The 17517-nt window shown below is 56.9% G+C and carries 21 protein-coding genes and 3 tRNA genes; 8 read left to right on the top strand and 16 right to left on the bottom strand.

What is annotated here, in order from left to right; translation table 11 throughout:
* Nucleotides 1–120 precede the first annotated feature (120 nt).
* Nucleotides 121–204, bottom strand: a tRNA-Tyr gene (locus GOX61_RS04825).
* 116 nt (nucleotides 205–320) lie between these two features.
* Between GOX61_RS04825 and rlmB the strand changes: the two genes are divergently transcribed.
* From rlmB to GOX61_RS04845, 4 genes are all read left to right on the top strand, one after another.
* Entirely contained in the window at nucleotides 321–1094 is a 774-nt protein-coding gene (gene rlmB, locus GOX61_RS04830) for a 23S rRNA (guanosine(2251)-2'-O)-methyltransferase RlmB (RefSeq protein WP_170331697.1), read from the top strand.
* A gap of 12 nt (nucleotides 1095–1106) precedes the next feature.
* Entirely contained in the window at nucleotides 1107–1388 is a 282-nt protein-coding gene (locus tag GOX61_RS22655; protein ID WP_170331834.1) for a hypothetical protein, read from the top strand.
* 104 nt (nucleotides 1389–1492) lie between these two features.
* The gene (locus GOX61_RS04840) at nucleotides 1493–1945 is read left to right on the top strand and encodes a YHS domain-containing (seleno)protein (protein ID WP_155147298.1); all 453 of its coding nucleotides are present in this window, start codon (nucleotides 1493–1495) and stop codon (nucleotides 1943–1945) included.
* Nucleotides 1946–2142: 197 nt separating this feature from the next.
* The gene (locus tag GOX61_RS04845) at nucleotides 2143–2613 is read left to right on the top strand and encodes a CoA-binding protein (RefSeq protein WP_170331699.1); all 471 of its coding nucleotides are present in this window, start codon (nucleotides 2143–2145) and stop codon (nucleotides 2611–2613) included.
* Between the two features lie 3 nt (nucleotides 2614–2616).
* On the opposite strand, the gene GOX61_RS04850 is transcribed toward GOX61_RS04845, so the two are convergent.
* The 3 genes from GOX61_RS04850 to hisF form a co-directional block, all read right to left on the bottom strand.
* Nucleotides 2617–3192, bottom strand: coding sequence for a hypothetical protein (locus tag GOX61_RS04850; RefSeq protein ID WP_170331701.1), 576 nt, complete (start codon nucleotides 3190–3192; stop codon nucleotides 2617–2619).
* 84 nt (nucleotides 3193–3276) lie between these two features.
* Nucleotides 3277–3594 (bottom strand): phosphoribosyl-ATP diphosphatase, encoded by a 318-nt coding sequence (locus tag GOX61_RS04855; RefSeq protein WP_155147304.1) that lies wholly within the window; start codon nucleotides 3592–3594, stop codon nucleotides 3277–3279.
* The gene (hisF, locus tag GOX61_RS04860; RefSeq protein ID WP_170331703.1) at nucleotides 3591–4352 is read right to left on the bottom strand and encodes an imidazole glycerol phosphate synthase subunit HisF; all 762 of its coding nucleotides are present in this window, start codon (nucleotides 4350–4352) and stop codon (nucleotides 3591–3593) included. Before hisF ends, GOX61_RS04855 begins: the two co-directional genes overlap by 4 nt.
* A 117-nt stretch (nucleotides 4353–4469) precedes the next feature.
* Between hisF and GOX61_RS04865 the strand changes: the two genes are divergently transcribed.
* Nucleotides 4470–4916, top strand: coding sequence for a DUF302 domain-containing protein (locus tag GOX61_RS04865; RefSeq protein WP_254436745.1), 447 nt, complete (start codon nucleotides 4470–4472; stop codon nucleotides 4914–4916).
* A gap of 1 nt (nucleotide 4917) precedes the next feature.
* On the opposite strand, the gene GOX61_RS04870 is transcribed toward GOX61_RS04865, so the two are convergent.
* Complete coding sequence (locus GOX61_RS04870; protein WP_170331705.1) at nucleotides 4918–5397, bottom strand: DUF2867 domain-containing protein; 480 nt, start codon at nucleotides 5395–5397, stop codon at nucleotides 4918–4920.
* A gap of 4 nt (nucleotides 5398–5401) precedes the next feature.
* Nucleotides 5402–6124 (bottom strand): 1-(5-phosphoribosyl)-5-[(5-phosphoribosylamino)methylideneamino]imidazole-4-carboxamide isomerase, encoded by a 723-nt coding sequence (hisA, locus tag GOX61_RS04875; protein ID WP_170331707.1) that lies wholly within the window; start codon nucleotides 6122–6124, stop codon nucleotides 5402–5404.
* 134 nt (nucleotides 6125–6258) lie between these two features.
* On the opposite strand from hisA, the gene GOX61_RS04880 reads away from it, so the two are divergent.
* Nucleotides 6259–6657: a DUF2147 domain-containing protein gene (locus GOX61_RS04880; RefSeq protein ID WP_170331709.1), complete on the top strand. Its 399-nt coding sequence runs from the start codon at nucleotides 6259–6261 to the stop codon at nucleotides 6655–6657.
* A gap of 4 nt (nucleotides 6658–6661) precedes the next feature.
* Here GOX61_RS04880 and hisH read toward each other — a convergent pair whose 3' ends face one another.
* Together hisH and hisB are read right to left on the bottom strand one after the other, a co-directional pair.
* Complete coding sequence (gene hisH / locus GOX61_RS04885) at nucleotides 6662–7300, bottom strand: imidazole glycerol phosphate synthase subunit HisH (RefSeq protein ID WP_170331711.1); 639 nt, start codon at nucleotides 7298–7300, stop codon at nucleotides 6662–6664.
* Nucleotides 7301–7888, bottom strand: coding sequence for an imidazoleglycerol-phosphate dehydratase HisB (gene hisB, locus GOX61_RS04890; protein WP_170331713.1), 588 nt, complete (start codon nucleotides 7886–7888; stop codon nucleotides 7301–7303).
* A 163-nt stretch (nucleotides 7889–8051) separates the two neighbouring features.
* Between hisB and GOX61_RS04895 the strand changes: the two genes are divergently transcribed.
* On the top strand, nucleotides 8052–8291 hold the full coding sequence (locus GOX61_RS04895) for an Lrp/AsnC family transcriptional regulator (RefSeq protein ID WP_155147317.1): 240 nt from the start codon (nucleotides 8052–8054) through the stop codon (nucleotides 8289–8291).
* Here GOX61_RS04895 and GOX61_RS04900 read toward each other — a convergent pair whose 3' ends face one another.
* The 4 genes from GOX61_RS04900 to GOX61_RS04915 form a co-directional block, all read right to left on the bottom strand.
* Nucleotides 8292–8894 carry a hypothetical protein gene (locus GOX61_RS04900; protein WP_170331715.1) on the bottom strand — a complete coding sequence of 201 codons (603 nt, stop codon included), beginning with the start codon at nucleotides 8892–8894 and terminating at the stop codon, nucleotides 8292–8294.
* Between the two features lie 51 nt (nucleotides 8895–8945).
* Complete coding sequence (locus GOX61_RS04905) at nucleotides 8946–9812, bottom strand: GNAT family N-acetyltransferase (protein WP_170331717.1); 867 nt, start codon at nucleotides 9810–9812, stop codon at nucleotides 8946–8948.
* 85 nt (nucleotides 9813–9897) lie between these two features.
* A tRNA-Gly gene (locus GOX61_RS04910) sits at nucleotides 9898–9972 on the bottom strand.
* A 36-nt stretch (nucleotides 9973–10008) separates the two neighbouring features.
* Nucleotides 10009–10083 (bottom strand) — tRNA-Gly (locus GOX61_RS04915).
* Between the two features lie 151 nt (nucleotides 10084–10234).
* Here GOX61_RS04915 and GOX61_RS04920 point away from each other — a divergent pair.
* Complete coding sequence (locus GOX61_RS04920) at nucleotides 10235–10384, top strand: hypothetical protein (RefSeq protein ID WP_155147324.1); 150 nt, start codon at nucleotides 10235–10237, stop codon at nucleotides 10382–10384.
* A gap of 21 nt (nucleotides 10385–10405) precedes the next feature.
* Here GOX61_RS04920 and GOX61_RS04925 read toward each other — a convergent pair whose 3' ends face one another.
* The 4 genes from GOX61_RS04925 to GOX61_RS04940 all read right to left on the bottom strand — a co-directional run bounded on the left by GOX61_RS04925 (nucleotide 10406) and on the right by GOX61_RS04940 (nucleotide 17417).
* A complete protein-coding gene (locus tag GOX61_RS04925; protein WP_170331719.1) occupies nucleotides 10406–10789 on the bottom strand; it encodes an MAPEG family protein in 384 nt (127 codons plus the stop codon).
* A gap of 78 nt (nucleotides 10790–10867) precedes the next feature.
* Nucleotides 10868–14305 carry a pyruvate carboxylase gene (locus GOX61_RS04930; RefSeq protein WP_170331721.1) on the bottom strand — a complete coding sequence of 1146 codons (3438 nt, stop codon included), beginning with the start codon at nucleotides 14303–14305 and terminating at the stop codon, nucleotides 10868–10870.
* Between the two features lie 121 nt (nucleotides 14306–14426).
* The gene (locus GOX61_RS04935) at nucleotides 14427–15587 is read right to left on the bottom strand and encodes an alpha-hydroxy acid oxidase (RefSeq protein WP_170331723.1); all 1161 of its coding nucleotides are present in this window, start codon (nucleotides 15585–15587) and stop codon (nucleotides 14427–14429) included.
* Nucleotides 15588–15626: 39 nt separating this feature from the next.
* Nucleotides 15627–17417, bottom strand: a complete 1791-nt coding sequence (locus GOX61_RS04940) for a sensor domain-containing diguanylate cyclase (RefSeq protein WP_170331837.1) — start codon at nucleotides 17415–17417, stop codon at nucleotides 15627–15629.
* Nucleotides 17418–17517: the final 100 nt, after the last annotated feature.

Here is a 17517-nt window from a genome sequence, read left to right on the forward strand (position 1 = left end):
TGATTTGGAATATGTCGCGCATTGGCGACGCATAAGCAGGTAGGATTCGAGAATATGCAGCAAGGCGTATGGCCTACCACTTTCGTTTAGCGTGCAGTAACTATCTGATGCTGAAGAAAATGGTGGGCGACCCTGGAATCGAACCAGGCGTGCGTCTCCGCGAGGGAGTTACAGTCCCCTGCCACACCTTGCGGCCTGTCGCCCACTGTCAGGCGTTGCACCTGACGTGGAGGCGTGATTACTAGCGCGCCAAAGGAGCGTCAACAGGAAAATTCCGCTTTGGCGCAGGAAACATGTTCCACGGCCCGGAGGCCAGCAAAATGAAGAAACCCAAGTGGGTGATTGAAAAGGAACAGGCGCGAAAAGCGGCTGGATCCGAAACCGTCTGGTTGTTTGGTTTGCACGCGGTTCGCGATGCGTTGATGAACCCGAACCGGCAGAAACTACGCCTGATTGTAACCCGAAATGCCAAAGATAAACTGGCCGAAGCCATTGATTTTGCAGGTATCGAGCCAGAGATGGTAGATCCACGCAAATTCAGTGCTCCGATAGATCCGGGCTCTGTCCATCAGGGCGCCGTGCTTGAAGTTAAGCCGCTGGAGTGGGGTGGTCTGGCTGAAAACTGCATTGGTCAGGAAAATCCAAGGGTGCTGCTGCTCGACCGGGTTACTGATCCGCATAACGTTGGTGCGATTCTGCGTTCAGCCGAAGTGTTGGGTGCCTCTGCTGTGATCGGCACCCGTCATCATTCAGCGCCCGAAACCGGGGCTTTGGCAAAAACGGCGAGCGGTGCTTTGGAGCGTCAGCCTTATTTGCGGGTTCGCAATCTGGCAGATGCAATAGTGGAACTGCAGGGGATGGGATTTCTTGTCCTGGGTCTGGACGGCGAAGCACACGAGACCATCGAAACTGCATTGGATGGCAAACGCGACCTTCCTGTCGCGCTGGTCCTAGGTGCCGAGGGGCCGGGTTTGCGTCAAAAGACCAAAGAGACCGTAGATCAATTGGTTAAAATCGACGCATCGGGCGGATTCGGTTCGTTGAACGTTTCAAATGCGGCTGCAATCGCCTTATATGCTTCCAGACACCATTGACAGGAGAGCGCCATTTCCAGCCCGTCCAAAATCGCCACCTGCTGCTATTGCGGAACGCGCGCCGCGCTGGTCCTGAAAGGGAATCAGCGGCATGAACTGAGCTGTTCAAGCTGCGGCGCCCCGCTGCACGATATGAAGATGATTCCCAAGAGCAAGGTCTCAGACAGTTCCTCTGCGCGCAGCGGCGCGGGCAAGGCGCAGTTCGAAAAGAAAAAGAAGAAGAAAAAGAAGAAGGGGTTGTTCTCGCGCGCGCTTGATGAAGCATGGGACGTGATCGAAGATATATTCGACTGATGCGGTAGCAGCGACACGGGTGTTCACAAGCTTGTCATCGGGGGTTCCGCCAGCGCTAAAAAATTGCATTTTGAGACCCTAAGAATCCGGAATCCAAAGTTTCAATGCTATCCCGTCGTTCCCTGATTGCCAGTTTTGCTGCCGCCTTGTTTGCTTCTGCGCTGCATGCGCAGGATAGGCCTGTGTTCTACGCAGATGATGGTCTTGCAATGGCAGGCTATGATGCCGTGTCCTACTTTGACGAAGGTGTACCCACGCGTGGCCAACCCGAAATCGCAGTGATGTGGAAAGGGGCCGAGTGGCATTTCGCTTCACAAGAAAATCGCGAGCGGTTCGAAAGTAACCCACGCGCGTTTGCGCCTCAATTCGGGGGGTACTGCGCTTATGCCATGACGTATGGTTCGCTCAGCAGCACTGATCCGAATGCCTGGAAGATCGTGGAAGGCAGACTATATCTGACCCACTCTCCTGCAATCGAACGAATGTGGGACAGGAACCTGACACAAAATATTCGCATGGCCGAAGAATACTGGCCGGCAGTTCTATATAAGAACTAGGCGGATTTCTGCTTTTTGTGGTCTGTCATCACAAAAATGCGCGCGCCCTCTTTTTTTTAAGAAACTCATGCTTAAATGTCACAGTGACCGCGGAATGGAACTGCCGCGGGTCATTTCACTGTCCCTCGTTCCAAAACTTGCGCCCAAGAAATTCTTGGGCGCTTTTTTCTTTTGGGGACACCGGATAGGGTGCGGCTATGCCGGATTATTCAGATGATTTCCTCAAAACGATCCTGCGGCGTACGAAGGTGATCGCCGTTGTTGGCGTCTCCATGAATCCGGTGCGGCCGAGCTACTATGTGGCGCGATATCTATCGCTCAAGGGATATACGGTCATTCCGGTCAACCCGGGCCACGCGGGAAAGGAGCTGTTTGGTCAAACGGTTCGCGCTACGCTTAGCGAAATTTCGGAACCAGTTGATATTGTGGATATATTCCGGAGATCTGAAGCTGTCCCGCCGATTGTGGAGGAAGCTCTGCAAGCCTTTCCGGAACTGAAAACCATCTGGATGCAGATCGGTGTCCAAAACCCGGAAGCCGCCGAAGCAGCACAGGCGCGTGGTATCGAGGTGGTGATGAACCGCTGCCCTAAGATCGAGTATCAGAGACTTTTTGGTGAGCTTCGTATGGGCGGTTTTGCGACCGGTATTATTTCGTCGAAACTCTGACCTTTACTCGTTGAAAGCCGGTGTAAGTTCGGCCAACTGCTCCTGACGTCGCTTTTCCAGAACAACTTCACGCGGGACCCATTCGTACCGGGTATCTTCAACGAGCGGTGACCAGAACAAAACGCCGCCATAGCGCCAGGGATCCAGAACAATCCCGTCATACATCGATTCACCCTTTCGGCTGATTATCGCCGTGCTGTGATCGATTCGGAACGGATTGTCGGCGTTTGCGATCGCGCGATGCAGCGTGAGGGTCTGAAAATTCTCCTGCCTGAGACGCCGCTCGATATCTTCAGCCCAGTGCCAGCACAGCCCGCGCGGGCGCAGCCCCTTGTTGACCTTGGCATTGTGGATCAGGGGCGGATCGGTGATCTCGTACTCCTGTACCAGTTGGGCAGTATAGGCATACGTAATGCTTGCCGCCCGGTTGGCTTCTTCGGGGTCGATATCAGGTCCGAGGCTCTGTATTTCTGCAGCGAGGCGTTGGACTTCGTCTCCGGTTGCGGGTGGCGGGGCCGAACACGCACCAAGCGTCACCATCGCAAGCACAGCCAGCACACAGGCAAAGGGTCTGATCATTCACGCGTCCTCTGATCGGTCCTGCGCCGGAGCGCCTCGATCTGTGACTATAAGGCGTGGAATGTCGTGACGGAACCCGTCCAATCAGCTGTCAGGCCGCGCAGCCTTTTCAGCAATACCGCTGATGCCCTGACGCTTTGCCAGTTCAGTCAGCACATCATCCAGAGGTACATCCCGCGCGGCCAGCATAACCAGAAGGTGATACAGCACATCCGCGGCCTCTGAGGTCAGTTTGCCCTGATCACCTTTGACGGCTTCGATAACGGCCTCAATGGCCTCCTCCCCGAACTTCTCGGCGCATTTTTCAGGGCCCTTGGCCAGCAATTTGGCAGTCCAGCTGGATTCGGGGTCGGCATCCTTGCGGGCCGCAATGGTGTCAGCCAGTTCTTGCAGGATATTCATGTCAGCCTCATCGGAATGCCTGCGGCAGCCATATGTTCCTTGGCTTCGCGGATTGTGTATTCGCCGAAATGAAAGATCGAGGCAGCGAGCACGGCGCTAGCACCGCCTTCGGTAACGCCCTCAACCAGGTGGTCCAGATTGCCTACGCCACCTGATGCGATCACGGGAACGTCCACGGCATCGGAAATGGCGCGTGTCAGGGGCAGGTTAAAGCCCGCCTTGGTGCCGTCGCGGTCCATCGAGGTCAGCAGAATTTCACCTGCGCCTTTGGCGACTACGGTTTTGGCGAACTCAACGGCGTCAATGCCAGTTGGCTTGCGCCCGCCATGGGTAAAAATCTCCCACTTCCCGGGGCTGACGGTTTTTGCATCGATCGCACAGACAATGCACTGGCTTCCAAACTGGTCGGCGGCTTCGGCGATGACATCCGGGTTGGCCACGGCGGCCGAGTTGAAGCTGACTTTGTCCGCTCCGGCCAGCAAAAGGGCACGCACATCGTCTTTGGTGCGCACACCACCGCCCACGGTTAACGGCACAAAGCACTGCTCGGCCGTGCGTTGCACCACATCAAACATGGTACCCCGGTTCTCATGCGTGGCGTGGATGTCCAGAAAACAGATCTCGTCAGCGCCGGCCTCATCATAGGCTTTGGCCGATTCCACGGGATCACCTGCGTCGCGCAGGCCGACAAAGTTGACACCTTTGACCACGCGGCCATCGGCGACATCGAGGCAGGGAATGATGCGGGTTTTCAGCATAAGACATCCTTTGTTGGCGCACCTCTACCGGCAAAGCCCCGCCGATGCCAGACTTGTGATTGTCACATCCCTCAAAGCTGTGAAAACTGTCCCTAAATTCATCAGGAGATCAATGAGATGCGTAAACTCTTTCTCGCGACCACATTCATTCTTGGGGGAACTGTCGCAGCAATGGCAGACGATATTATCAAGGTAAACACCGACAAATCAGTGCAGGAGGTCATGGATGCGCTTGAGGCGGCGGTTGGCAATGCGGGTGCAACCGTCTTTGCGCGCGTGGATCATGCGGCCGGTGCCGAAAAGGTTGGGCTGGCCATTCCGGCCAATCAGGTTCTGATCTTTGGCAACCCCGCGCTGGGTACGCCTGCCATGCAAATCGACCCCCGCGCGGGGCTGTTCCTGCCGCTCAAGGTGCAGGCATATCAGGACGCCGACGGTCTGGTCTGGTTGGCCTATGAGGATCCCAAAGAGACGATGGACGAGCTCGATGAAGTCGAGAAGTCCCCGGTCATTGAAAAGATGCGCGGCGCGCTTGCCAAGCTTACGGCTGCTGCCGCTGGCTGATCTACGCAGGCTCAGGCCATCTGGTCGCCCGGCTCACGCGTGCAAGCGCGTTTCGGGCGATCAGGATGTGAAAGGGCAGAATGGCTGCCAGATAAAGCCGACCACCCAGATTGTGTCGGTGGACCCATGTGGCAAGCGAAATCCGACCACCCTCGGAGTGCACTGAAACTCGGAAATCGAGATGCCGGTCGTTGAAACCAGCAATCACCTCGGTTTCATCTTCATGTTCCACCGGGAAGATACCAACCTTGTCCGCCGCATCCGGTCCCGTGTTGCTGAGCCCGAATGGTGCAACCAACAGACCCCTCAATCGAACCAGCGCGATAGCCCAGGATGGAAACGCCGTGATGATCTCTGCCGCCTGACGCGGTGGCAGGTCAGATGGGACGCTAAAGCAATCCAGGAAATCGCCCGACTTCAGGCGGTTATGCAGCAGGCTTGATGTCGGTAGTGCTGATCGACTTACCAGTGATTTGAACATTCGGCTACGCTCTGAGCGTTGCCAGAGCCTCCTTCAGGTCAATGGCGCCATCATACAGCGCACGGCCAGAGATGGCACCGTTCAGACCTGCGCCACAATCGCGCAGGGTGATGAGGTCAGCAATTGAGGAAACGCCACCCGATGCGATGACCGGGATCGATACAGCGCGGGCCAGATCGGCAGTCGCCTCGATATTCGGGCCCTGCATCGCGCCGTCACGGTTAATATCGGTGTAGATGATGGCTGCAACGCCTGCGTCTTCAAAGCTGCGGGCCAGATCCGTGACCTGTACGTCTGTTTCTTCGGCCCAGCCTTTGGTTGCGACCATGCCGTTGCGGGCATCGATGCCCACGGCGACCTTGCCGGGAAAAGCTTTGGCTGCTTCACGCACCAGATCAGGGTTTTCGACGGCAACGGTTCCCAGAATCACGCGTGCCAGGCCTTTGTCCAGCCATGTCTCGATTGTCGCCATGTCCCGGATGCCGCCGCCCAGCTGTGCAGGGACTTTGCATTCCTTCAAAATCGCTTCAACCGGGGCAGCATTCACAGGCTCACCCGCAAAAGCTCCGTTCAGATCGACAAGGTGCAGCCATTCGCATCCCGCCTCGACAAAGGCGCGTGCCTGTGCTGCCGGGTCGTCGTTGAATACGGTGGCTTTGTCCATTTCGCCGCGCAGCAGGCGAACGGCCTGGCCGTCTTTGAGGTCGATGGCGGGGTAGAGGATCATGTGACGCGGCCCTATATGACAGTTGTTCGCGCGGGATATCGCACAAGCGGGGCAGGGGATGCAACGCGACGCTAAGTCAATCTTGCCCGAAGGCATTCAGCGGGTCAGACTGAAGTCAAAACAGGGAGAAGATCATGAAGAAGCTTACACTCGCAGCTGCATTTGCTGCTATGGCAACAGGCGCTTTTGCAGATCCGGTTGACGGGTTGTGGAAAACCCAGCCAGGTGACACCGGCGGCTATCTGCACGTTTCGATTGCGCCTTGTGGCAGCGCCATCTGCGGCACAATCGATACTGCCTTTGACGCCGATGGCAATGAGCAACTGAACTACGAAAACCTCGGCAAGCAGATCATCTGGGACATGGTCCCTGAAGGTAACGGCAGCTATGACGACGGTAAGATCTGGGCGCCGGACCGAAACAAGACCTACAGCTCGAAAATGTCGCTGGACGGTCAGAACAAGCTGACCGTCAAAGGCTGTGTGGCTGGTGGCCTGGTCTGCCGCGGTCAGACCTGGACGCGGGTTCAATAACCCGTCACGGGGTCCAGGTCAGAAAGTTCCCGATCATACGCAGCCCCACATCCTGACTTTTCTCAGGGTGGAACTGCATCCCAACCATCGTGTCACGGCCGATCACGGCCGTGACCTCCTGCCCATACTCCACATAAGCCAGACGTTCCGCCGGGTTATTGACCCGGAAGTGATAGGAGTGGACGAAATAGACGTGATCCCCGGATTTGACGCCGTCAAATACAGGGTGGGCATTTTCCAGAACCAGATCATTCCAGCCCATATGCGGCACCTTCAGTGCGCTGTCTGACGGCTCAATCCGCACAACATCGCCTGCGACCCAGTCCAGTCCATCGGTCTCGGAATATTCGTGACCTTTCGAGGCCATGAGCTGCATGCCCACGCAGATACCCAGAAACGGACGGCCTTTCTGTTCGACGGCCTCGACCATAGCGTCGTAGATGCCCTTGTGCCCGCGCAGCTCGGCAGCGCAGGCCGGAAAAGCTCCATCGCCGGGCAGGACCAGCCGATCAGCTCTTGCGACCACATCGGCATCCGAAGTCACAACAACTTCGCCCGCATCCATCTCACGCGCCATGCGCTGAAACGCCTTTTCGGCGGAGTGCAAGTTGCCGCTTTCGTAATCGATAATGGCAGTCAGCATTTACAGCGCGCCCTTGGTCGACGGGATCGCATCGGCCTTACGCGGATCGGTCTCAACCGCCAGACGCAATGCACGGGCGACCGCCTTAAACGCGGCTTCGGCGATGTGGTGGCTGTTGAACCCGTGCAACTGATCGATGTGCAACGTGATACCGGCATGTGTGCTAAGCGCCTGAAAGAATTCACGCACCAGTTCGGTATCGAAGTTGCCGATCTTGGGCGTAGGCAGATCCACGTTCCAGATCAGGAAAGGACGGCCCGACAGGTCCAACGCACAGCGGACCTGTGCATCATCCATGGGCAGGTGGCACTCGCCATAGCGGCGGATACCTTTCTTGTCGCCCAGGGCCTGCGTCAGCGCCTGACCCAGCGCGATACCGGTATCCTCGACCGTATGGTGGTCGTCGATGTGGTAATCGCCCTTGGCACGGATCGTCATGTCGATCAGCGAATGACGCGTAAGCTGATCCAGCATGTGATCGAAGAATCCAACGCCGGTCTGGTTGTCATAGGTACCGGTGCCGTCAAGATTGACCTCGACCGTGATCTCGGTCTCGGCGGTCTGACGGCTGATCTTTGCGCTGCGCATGGGCGAATTCCTTTTGCTACAGGCGCGCTTATAGACGGGGTAGGGCAGAGGTTTCCAGACCGCCCGTACCATTCGCGGCAAACTGTTGCGGCGCAATCAGGGGATTGCGCCCGCAGTGCCACCATGTCAGCCTGCCGCCAACAAAACAAACAGGGCCAATATCATGTCCACCTGCGTATTCATTCAGATCCGTTGCAAGCCTGGCACCACCTATAAGGTCGCCGAGGATATCGCCTTGCGGGAAATTCACTCCGAGCTCTATTCGACCAGCGGTGAATACGATCTGTTGCTCAAGCTCTACATCCCGGAAACCGATGATGTGGGCCATTTCATCAACGAAAACCTGCTGGTGATCCCGAATATCGAGCGTTCGCTGACCACCATGACCTTCAAGGCGTTCTGACTAGATCGAGGCCTCAGACATCGAACCTTGCTGCGGCGCGCATGCCAGAACCGCGCCGTTGCGTGATTGCTGATCAGTTGTTCCTGCCCGGAGCAACTGATGAACGCCGAACAGCACCATCAACGGGACAGCAAGTGAGACAAGGTAGTTGTCTCCCGCCAACTGAGACCACACGACCCCGAATGCGCAAACAATCAGCAGCAAGACGGAATGAGTGCGCTTTTGATTGGTGCTGCTGGGCTGATAGCTTAAAAACCCATTTGGGGCGAAGGCGGTCAAAATCAGACCGGTCACAAAAACGCTCATCAGAACCAGCGTTGCGATATTCCCGATCAAAAGCGTCGCGGCATCTCGATATCCCGCAAGAACCAGGCCTTCGATCAACGGCGTGATTGTGATCATGAAAATATTGATCCCAAGCAGGATTGGCTGAGGCCGCATGACATTTCGGGCATATGTAACGCAGACCGCTGCTGCCAGAACCGTCCCAACCCATCCGGCCAGTTGCAGGTCACCTGTTGTGCGAAACAGAACCATGAAACTCACGCCCGGCAGGTTCTCAAACATCTCAAGCAGCAGTCGCTTTTGGTTGTTTCCCGGCATGGTTTCGAACCCTCTCAATCGATCATTATCTTGGAGTATCGGGGTGGAATATCACCCCAGCTCAAACGTCGTGATTCCATAAATCCGATCCAGATCAATGTCCGGCGCATGGCTGGAATACATGCGGCCGGTTTCAAACACTTTGGTCATTCCCAACTGTTGCGCCATCGCCATGGCTTGTGCGTTGGGGTTGGGCATGTCGATGAATATCTCGGCATCCGACTGGTCAGCGGGAAGAGTCATAAGAAGCGATACCAGAAGGGCCTCGGCGATCTCGGAGCTGTCCGCAAATAACGGGCCGACCTTGTACCCGCTCAGGCATCGCCGCAGCGTCGCGTAGCCCTTGATTTGACCGTCTTCCTCAAACACCCGAGAGGCATGATTGGGCGCATCCAGCCAGGCGTGAAGGAATGTATCTCGCGATGCGGGAAAGAGGCCTCTGTCATAGGACCTCAGCTCGTCCGTCAGGCTATCCAGCGCAGCGATACGATCATGCTCTGATCGGCCCAGCTGATCCAGTATGCTGCCGGCTGAGCCCGAGAAGCGGTAGTTGTCATAGGCCAGATCAAAGCCGAACTTGCGGTAGTTGTCTTGCTGCTCAACAACGCCGTCCATGCCCATGTTCCGATGCTCGCAATGCGCCTTGACCGCTTCAGCCACCTGAAGCCCGTATCCCGATCCGCGATAGTCAGGGTGCACGATATAAAAGCCCAGGAAGGAATAGGCATCGTCGTAATTCACGGCTGATGCCGACGCGATCATCTGGCCATCCAGAAACCCGCCCTTGAACCCCTCGGGGTCAGAGCTGCGGAAACACACGGCATCGTGCAGTCCGGGATTCCAGCCTTCCCGTCCGGCCCAGTCGACGGCTGTCTGGACCTCATCCGCTGTCAAAGCGCGAATTACGTATTCTGGCATGGCCGGGTCTCCGTCGTGATTGGTTACAATCAGAGGATGCCGCAACAGGAGCGAAAGAACCAGCGTGTTGAGAAAGGTTAGTATCTGGAGCGGGCGAGGCGATTCGAACGCCCGACCCTAACCTTGGCAAGGTTATGCTCTACCCCTGAGCTACGCCCGCATCAGATACATATGCTTTGGTCCTAAGACCTCTCAATGGAGCGGGCGAGGCGATTCGAACGCCCGACCCTAACCTTGGCAAGGTTATGCTCTACCCCTGAGCTACGCCCGCGCCGTTGAGTGAGGAGGGATGTATAAATTCCCACGCAGGGCTGCAAGCGGAAAAACGCAGAATTCTGAAAAAATCTTTTTTCGACGGAAGCGCTGCGCTCGCCCGTTAAAGAACCAGCGCATTACGAAAAGATAATGGTGGAGGTGAAAAAATGGCGAGGGTTGAAAACGTTAAGATGGCAGCACTGGCCGCGATGATTTTGCTGGCAACGGCAATTTCCCGGGCAGACAGCGACAGGCTGGGTCAGGTCGAGCCGATCCTGATGCCTGCCGCTGAAATCGAAGTTCAGGTTTTAACCTGATAAGCACCTGCCGGATTTGGCTCAGAGCGCCAGAAACAGGTTGGCCAACGCTGCGATCAGAATGGCTGCGAATGTCAGAAGCATGCCGACCTGGCGCAGAATCACGATCTGAGCGGAACGGCCAAAGCCATAGGCATGCAGCAAGCGCCCAGCCAGCAGCATCAACCCCAACAGGTTCAGAATCAGCCAGCCCGCGCCCTGTAGTTCGGCCATCGCGATCAGCAGCAACGCAAATGGTGCGTATTCGGCACAGTTGGCATGCGTGCGCATGGCCTTAATCATGGCCTTGTCACCACCATCCCCGACCGAGATTTTACCACTGCGACGATGCAAGATGACATTGGCGCTGAGTGCGACATAGAGAATGGCAATCAGGGCGGCGTAGATCGGTGTGATGGCAAGCATGTAAAGGTCTCCGAGAGGTCATAGAAAAGGCCGCGCAGTTTCCCACGCGGCCCGAATGAGCTTACGCTGTTTTTTTGGTTATTCCAGTTCTACCAGAAGGTCCTTTGCGTCAATCTGGCCACCGGGTTGGACATGGACAGCTTTGATTGTCGCGTCACGCTCGGCGTGGATGCCGGTTTCCATCTTCATCGCTTCGATGGTCAACAGCATGTCGCCTTCCTTGACCTCCTGACCGGCAGTTACGGCAACCATGGCCACAACGCCGGGCATGGGCGCACCGACATGGTTGGAATTGCCTGCTTCGGCTTTGGGGCGCGAGGCTGTGGCGGATTTGACCAGACGGTTCGGTACACGGATCACACGCGGTTGACCGTTGAGTTCAAAGAACACTTTGACCTCGCCGTTTTCATCGGTCTCACCAATGGCCTGACAGCGGATTTCCAGCGTCTTGCCCGGATCGATCTCAGCGGTGATTTCTTCGCCCGGCTCCATCCCGTAGAAGAAGGTGCGCGTCGGCAGGGTACGCACTGGTCCATAGGTCCGGTGGCGGCCCATGTAATCTAGGAAGACCTTGGGATACATCAGGTATCCGTTCAGATCCTCGTCATCGATTTCCATGCCTTCCAACTGCTTGGACAGATCGGCACGCGTGACATCCAGATCGACCGGATCGACGCCTTTACCGGGGCGCTCGGTATTCGGCGTCTCACCTTTCAGCACCTTGCTGATGATAGTGTTCGGGAAACCACCCGGAGGCTGGCCAAGGTTGCCGCGCATCATGTCGATGACCGAGTCTGGGAAGGCCACATCAGTCGACGGATCCTCGACGTCTGAACGTGTCAGGTTCTGGCTGACCATCATCAGGGCCATGTCCCCAACCACTTTGGACGATGGTGTCACCTTCACAATATCACCAAACATCTGGTTCACATCCGCATACATCTGCGCCACTTCGTGCCAGCGCTCCTCCAGACCCAATGAACGCGCTTGCGCCTTAAGGTTGGTGAACTGACCGCCGGGCATTTCGTGCAGATATACCTCGGAAGCAGGCGCCTGAAGCCCGGTTTCAAAGGCTGCATACTGACCGCGCACAGCTTCGAAATAGTCGCTGATTTCGCGTACGGCCTTGATGTCCAGACCAGTGTCACGATCCGTATGGCGCAGCGCCTCGACCACGGTACCAAGGGTTGCCTGCGACGTGTTGCCCGAGAAGCTGTCCATCGCACAATCGACCGCGTCCACACCCGCTTCAGAGGCGGCAAGGATAGTGGCGCTGGCGATACCTGCGGTGTCGTGTGTGTGGAAGTGGATGGGCAGGCCGACCTCTTCCTTCAAAGCACGGATCAGGATACGGGCCGAAGCAGGTTTCAGAAGGCCTGCCATGTCCTTCAGGCCCAGCACATGTGCACCGGCGTCGCGCAGCTCTTTCGCCATTCCGACATAGTACTTCAGGTCATACTTGGCGCGATCCGGATCCAGAATATCGCCGGTGTAGCAAACTGTGCCTTCGCAGATCTTGTTGTTCTCGATGACCGCATCCATGGCGACACGCATGTTTTCGACCCAGTTCAACGAATCGAATACGCGGAATACATCAATATTCTTCGAGGCCTGACGCACGAACTCCTGAACCACGTTGTCCGGATAGTTGGTATAGCCAACCCCGTTCGCCCCACGCAGCAGCATCTGGGTCATCAGGTTCGGCATCGCCTCGCGCAGATCGCGCAGACGTTGCCATGGGCATTCCTGCAGGAAGCGATAGGCCACGTCGAAGGTCGCACCGCCCCAGCATTCAACCGAGAACAATTGCGGCAGGTTGGCGGCATAGCTTGGTGCTACCTTGATCATATCGATCGAACGCATCCGGGTGGCCAGCAGAGACTGGTGGCCATCACGCATAGTGGTGTCGGTGATCAGCAGCTGACGCTGGGCCTTCATCCAGTCGGCCACGGCCTGCGGACCTTTTTGCTCCAGCAGGTTGCGGGTCCCCATCTGAGGTTCAGCCTTCGGCGCAGGGGCCTTGGCCTCTTTCAGATCTTCGCGGGGCATCGGACGGTCTTTGGTCTCGGGGTGCCCGTTGACCGTGATGTCAGCAATGTAGTTCAGAACCTTGGTGCCGCGGTCACGACGCTTTTTGAAGTGGAACAGGTCCGGCGTCTCATCGATGAATTTGGTGGTGTATTCGTTCGACAGGAAGATCGGGTGCTTCAGCAGGTTCTCGACAAAGGCGATGTTGGTCGACACACCACGCACACGGAATTCACGCAGGGCGCGGTCCATCCGGGCGATGGCTTTTTCCGGGGTCGGCGCCCAAGCGGTCACCTTGGTCAGAAGCGAGTCATAGTACCGGGTAATCACACCACCCGCATAGGCAGTACCGCCATCCAGACGAATGCCCATACCAGTGGCCGATCGATAGGCGGTGATGCGGCCATAGTCGGGGATGAAATTGTTCAACGGATCTTCGGTCGTGACCCGCGTTTGCAGTGCATGTCCGTTCAGGCGAATCTCATCCTGGTTGGACTTGCCGGTGGCCTCGGCCAGCGTCTTGCCCTCGGCAATCAGGATCTGAGCCTGCACAATATCGATGCCGGTGACTTCTTCAGTGACGGTGTGTTCCACCTGAACGCGCGGATTCACTTCGATGAAGTAGAATTTGCCGGTGTTCATATCCATCAGGAATTCGACTGTGCCCGCGCATTCGTAGTTCACATGGGCGCAGATCCGCCGGCCCAGCTCGCAAATCTCTGCGCGCTGCTCTTCACTCAGATACGGGGCAGGGGCGCGTTCAACAACCTTTTGGTTCCGACGCTGAACCGAGCAGTCGCGCTCATAAAGATGGTAGATCTCTCCGTGCTTGTCGCCGAGGATCTGAACCTCAACGTGGCGCGCGCGAGTGATCATCTTTTCCAGATAGCCCTCACCGTTGCCAAAGGCGGCTTCGGCCTCGCGGCGCCCCTCCAGCACTTTCTCTTCCAGTTCGTCCTCGGACAGAATCGGGCGCATCCCGCGGCCGCCGCCGCCCCAAGACGCCTTGAGCATCAGTGGATAACCGATTTCAGCTGCTTCCTTGCGGATCGCATCCATATCATCGCCTAGTACTTCGGTCGCGGGGATGACGGGTACATCTGCCGCAATGGCGACCTTGCGGGCGCTCGCCTTGTCACCCAGCGCGCGCATGGTCTCGGCTTTGGGGCCGATAAATGTAATGCCGTTCTGAACACAGGCATCCACAAAGTCCGGATTCTCCGAGAGAAGGCCGTAGCCGGGGTGGATCGCATCCGCACCGCTTTCCTTGGCGACGCGGATGATTTCGTCAATCGACAGATAGGCGGCAACTGGTCCCAGACCTTCGCCGATCCGATATGCCTCATCAGCCTTGAAACGGTGAAGCCCCAGTTTGTCTTCTTCGGCGAAGACAGCAACGGTGCGTTTCCCCATCTCGTTCGCGGCGCGCATTACGCGAATGGCAATTTCGCCGCGATTGGCGATCAGGATTTTCTTGAAGTCGGTCATGGCAGGTCCCGGTCTTATTGGTGTGGCCGTATGAATAGGCGGAGATTACGCGCAGTGATATCTGTAGTTCTGGGTAGAACCGGCATGTTATCGCTCGCAAACGCCGCTTATTAGCGCATTCTTAATACACACGCTGCGCTGCAGCATCAAATGTATCGATCGAATGGGGCAGATGACCAAGGTTTGCCGCCCCGATTTGCCCCATATTCGCCTGCAGATCCTGCCTCAGAATGTCGATCACATGTGCAGGGCCACCGATTCCCAAAGCCCCGAGACCATAGAGAAATCCTCGTCCCAGCATCACGAAATCTGCTCCTCGGGACAAAGCGCGGAGGACATCCAGCCCTCCTTCAACACCGCTGTCAAAGATCAGAGGCAGATCAGTCGCGGCTCGCATGGCGGGCAGGGCGTCTATGCTGGCCGGTGCACCGTCAAACTGCCGCCCGCCGTGATTCGAGACCCACAGCGCATCGATTCCCACACGTTCCAACCTTTCGGCATCTTCTGGGCGCATGACCCCTTTGATGATGAAAGGTCCATCCCAATGGTCGCGCAGCCATTCAACATAATCCATCCCCGGAGATGTTCTGAGCAAGTAACCAATGTGTGCGGTCGGCGGTAGTTGCAGATTGTTGTCGATATATTTGTCGAGCGTCCGCATTCGGGGAACGCCATTTCGCGCCATCCCCAGCGCCCAGGCGGGTCGTTGGGCGATCTGCGTCAGCAGGCGCGGCGTCAGTTTGGGCGGATGCGTCAGGCCAGATCTCGTTTGCCGTTCCCGGCGTGATGCAACAGGGACATCAACGGTCAGGACCAATGTTGAAAAACCTGCATCCTTCACACGGTTCAGGATATCCGTCCTAATCTTCGGATCTTTCGGCGGGTAAAGCTGGAACCATGCATCGGATCCAATGTGTGGTGCCATGTCTTCGGGATTTTGGCTCGCGACCGTCGAAAGCGTGTAGGGAATTCCCGCCTCAGCAGCGGTGCGCGCAAGAATGCCTTCTGCGTCAGGCCAGACCAGCCCGGACATTCCGATTGGAGCTATGCCAAAGGGCAGGGGATAGTCCTGTCCCAGAAAACGAGTGCTCAGATCGAAATCCAGCGGCCCGTGAAGGATCGATGGCATAAAGCCGATCCGATCCAACGCTGCGCGATTGCGCCGACGGGCCACTTCTGTCCCCGTGCCGCTGTCCAGATATTCCCAGACAAAGTGAGGCAGTCGACGCCGGGCGCGCCGCTTCAGATCTTCGATACCCGGATAAGTGCTGTGCAGGTCCATGAGGATTGATCGGACCTGCAACGCGATTCGGCAAGGTATTCAAGCAGCTGACGACGAAGGCTGTGTTGTGCCCGGCCCGGTTGGCCCCTTATCAGTGGAGGCATTAATGATATGCGCTGCGCGTGCAACCTGCACCTGATTGCGTCCCTTGTCCTTGGCCACATACAGCGCATCATCGGCTGCACGCATCAAGTCCTGTGGCATCGTCCCGTGTGCCGGATAGTGGGCCACGCCCACCGAAATGGTGATGCGCGGCAGGGATTTCTCGCCATACCTGACCGAGACCGCCTCGACCGCTTGCCGCAATTTCTCGGCCCGGGTCATTGCGTCTTCGGGCGTGTTGTCCGGCAGGATCAACATGAATTCCTCTCCCCCGATGCGGCATGCAACTTCGTCCCGGTCGCAGCCTTGTTCCAACGCTGAACCAACGGCGCGCAGAACCATGTCACCGGCGTCGTGCCCGTGCGTGTCGTTGAATTTCTTGAAATGGTCCACGTCCACGGCAATCAGGCTGAGCGGGGCACCTGTCTGCTGACTGCGGCTGATGCCTTTGCGCAGGGTTTCCGTCATGTGGCGGCGATTGAACAATCCCGTCAGCGGATCCCGCACGGACTGGTCATGCAACTGATCGCGCATGCGGACATTGGCGATCGCCATGCTGATCTGTTCCGCACAAAGCTGCGCCAGTTTCTTGCTGCTGTGAAACTCTTCGCCGCTGCCCTCATGCGCGCGCAGATGTAACAAACCAACCGTTTCCCCGTGCGCCAGAATAGGAAAGCAGAAATAGGGCCGGCCATCATGCGGTTCGGCATGTTCACAGACAAAGTCGATCTCGGACGCGCCGAATTCATATGTCCGTCCCCGGCGCAGGCCCCAGCATCCTTCGGGATGGATGTGCGCCTTATGTGATCCACCATTCCAGCTAGCACAGCCATCCAGAACATCGCGAGAGTTAGAATAGACATAAACACTGCCCTCGGCCTCGGGCAGGATATGGGTCATGAACCGGGTGACCATATCGAACAGCTCGTCCAGTGATCTGCTGGATTGCAGCCATTCATTCAACTCCCCCAGCAGACGCACTTCGCGTGCCAGGCGCAGCTGTTCGTCCATCAGATCCCTTTCTTTTGCCGACTGTTTCTGCAAGGCCAGGACCTGAAACCGGTTAGTCCGGTAGGTCGCCAGAGAAACTGCACCAAGGGCAAACAGGGCAATCCCGCTTAATATTGCCAGCGAGATTCTGAGGCGCGAAATGAAGGTCGTGCGCAGATCGGAAAAATCGGTGAAAAACTCAATGGCGCCGATAAATCGCCCGTTCTTGGTTACCGGCATAAACACTTCGGCGACGTGGTGCTGCGTCGCGTTCTGGATATTGTCGGTGTGCAGGTCCAGCCCGTCGATCTCGGATAGCGGAACGACTTGTTGAATATAGTGGATCATTCCCCGGGCAACGTCGCTGCGAAAAAATGCGCGCTCTTCCATGCTGCCGATCTCATTTGCGCGGGTAGACCAGACCACTCGCCCCGCCGTATCGAGCAGTTTGAATCGGTAGACATCCGAGGCCTCGGGCATGGATGACAGAAACTCAAGGTCATGATCATCAATGTTACCAGTGCGCAGTGCCATTTCGGGATCGTCAAGATGCAGGACCACTCTGCGTTTCCATAGCTCGGCCTGTTTGAGGATGTCCGTCTGCAGCATCCGGTCGACCAGCGGTGCCGGGAGTTTGTAAATGCCCCACCCGGCGGCAATGGTCAGAGCGACCAGCAATAAGGTGATACCGGTCCATTTCAGCCGGTGATTGACGGTCCCCCGATCCGGATTTTTCATGATCTCGCGCTCCCACAACAATGGGCCAAGCATCAGGGTCAAGTTTTGACAGATGGTTAACGCCGGCGTGCGGTGATCAGTGGAGTTGTTTAGAATTCGT

Origin of the sequence: Ruegeria arenilitoris (assembly GCF_013030265.1) — a bacterium.
GTDB classification, from domain to species: domain Bacteria; phylum Pseudomonadota; class Alphaproteobacteria; order Rhodobacterales; family Rhodobacteraceae; genus Ruegeria; species Ruegeria arenilitoris_E.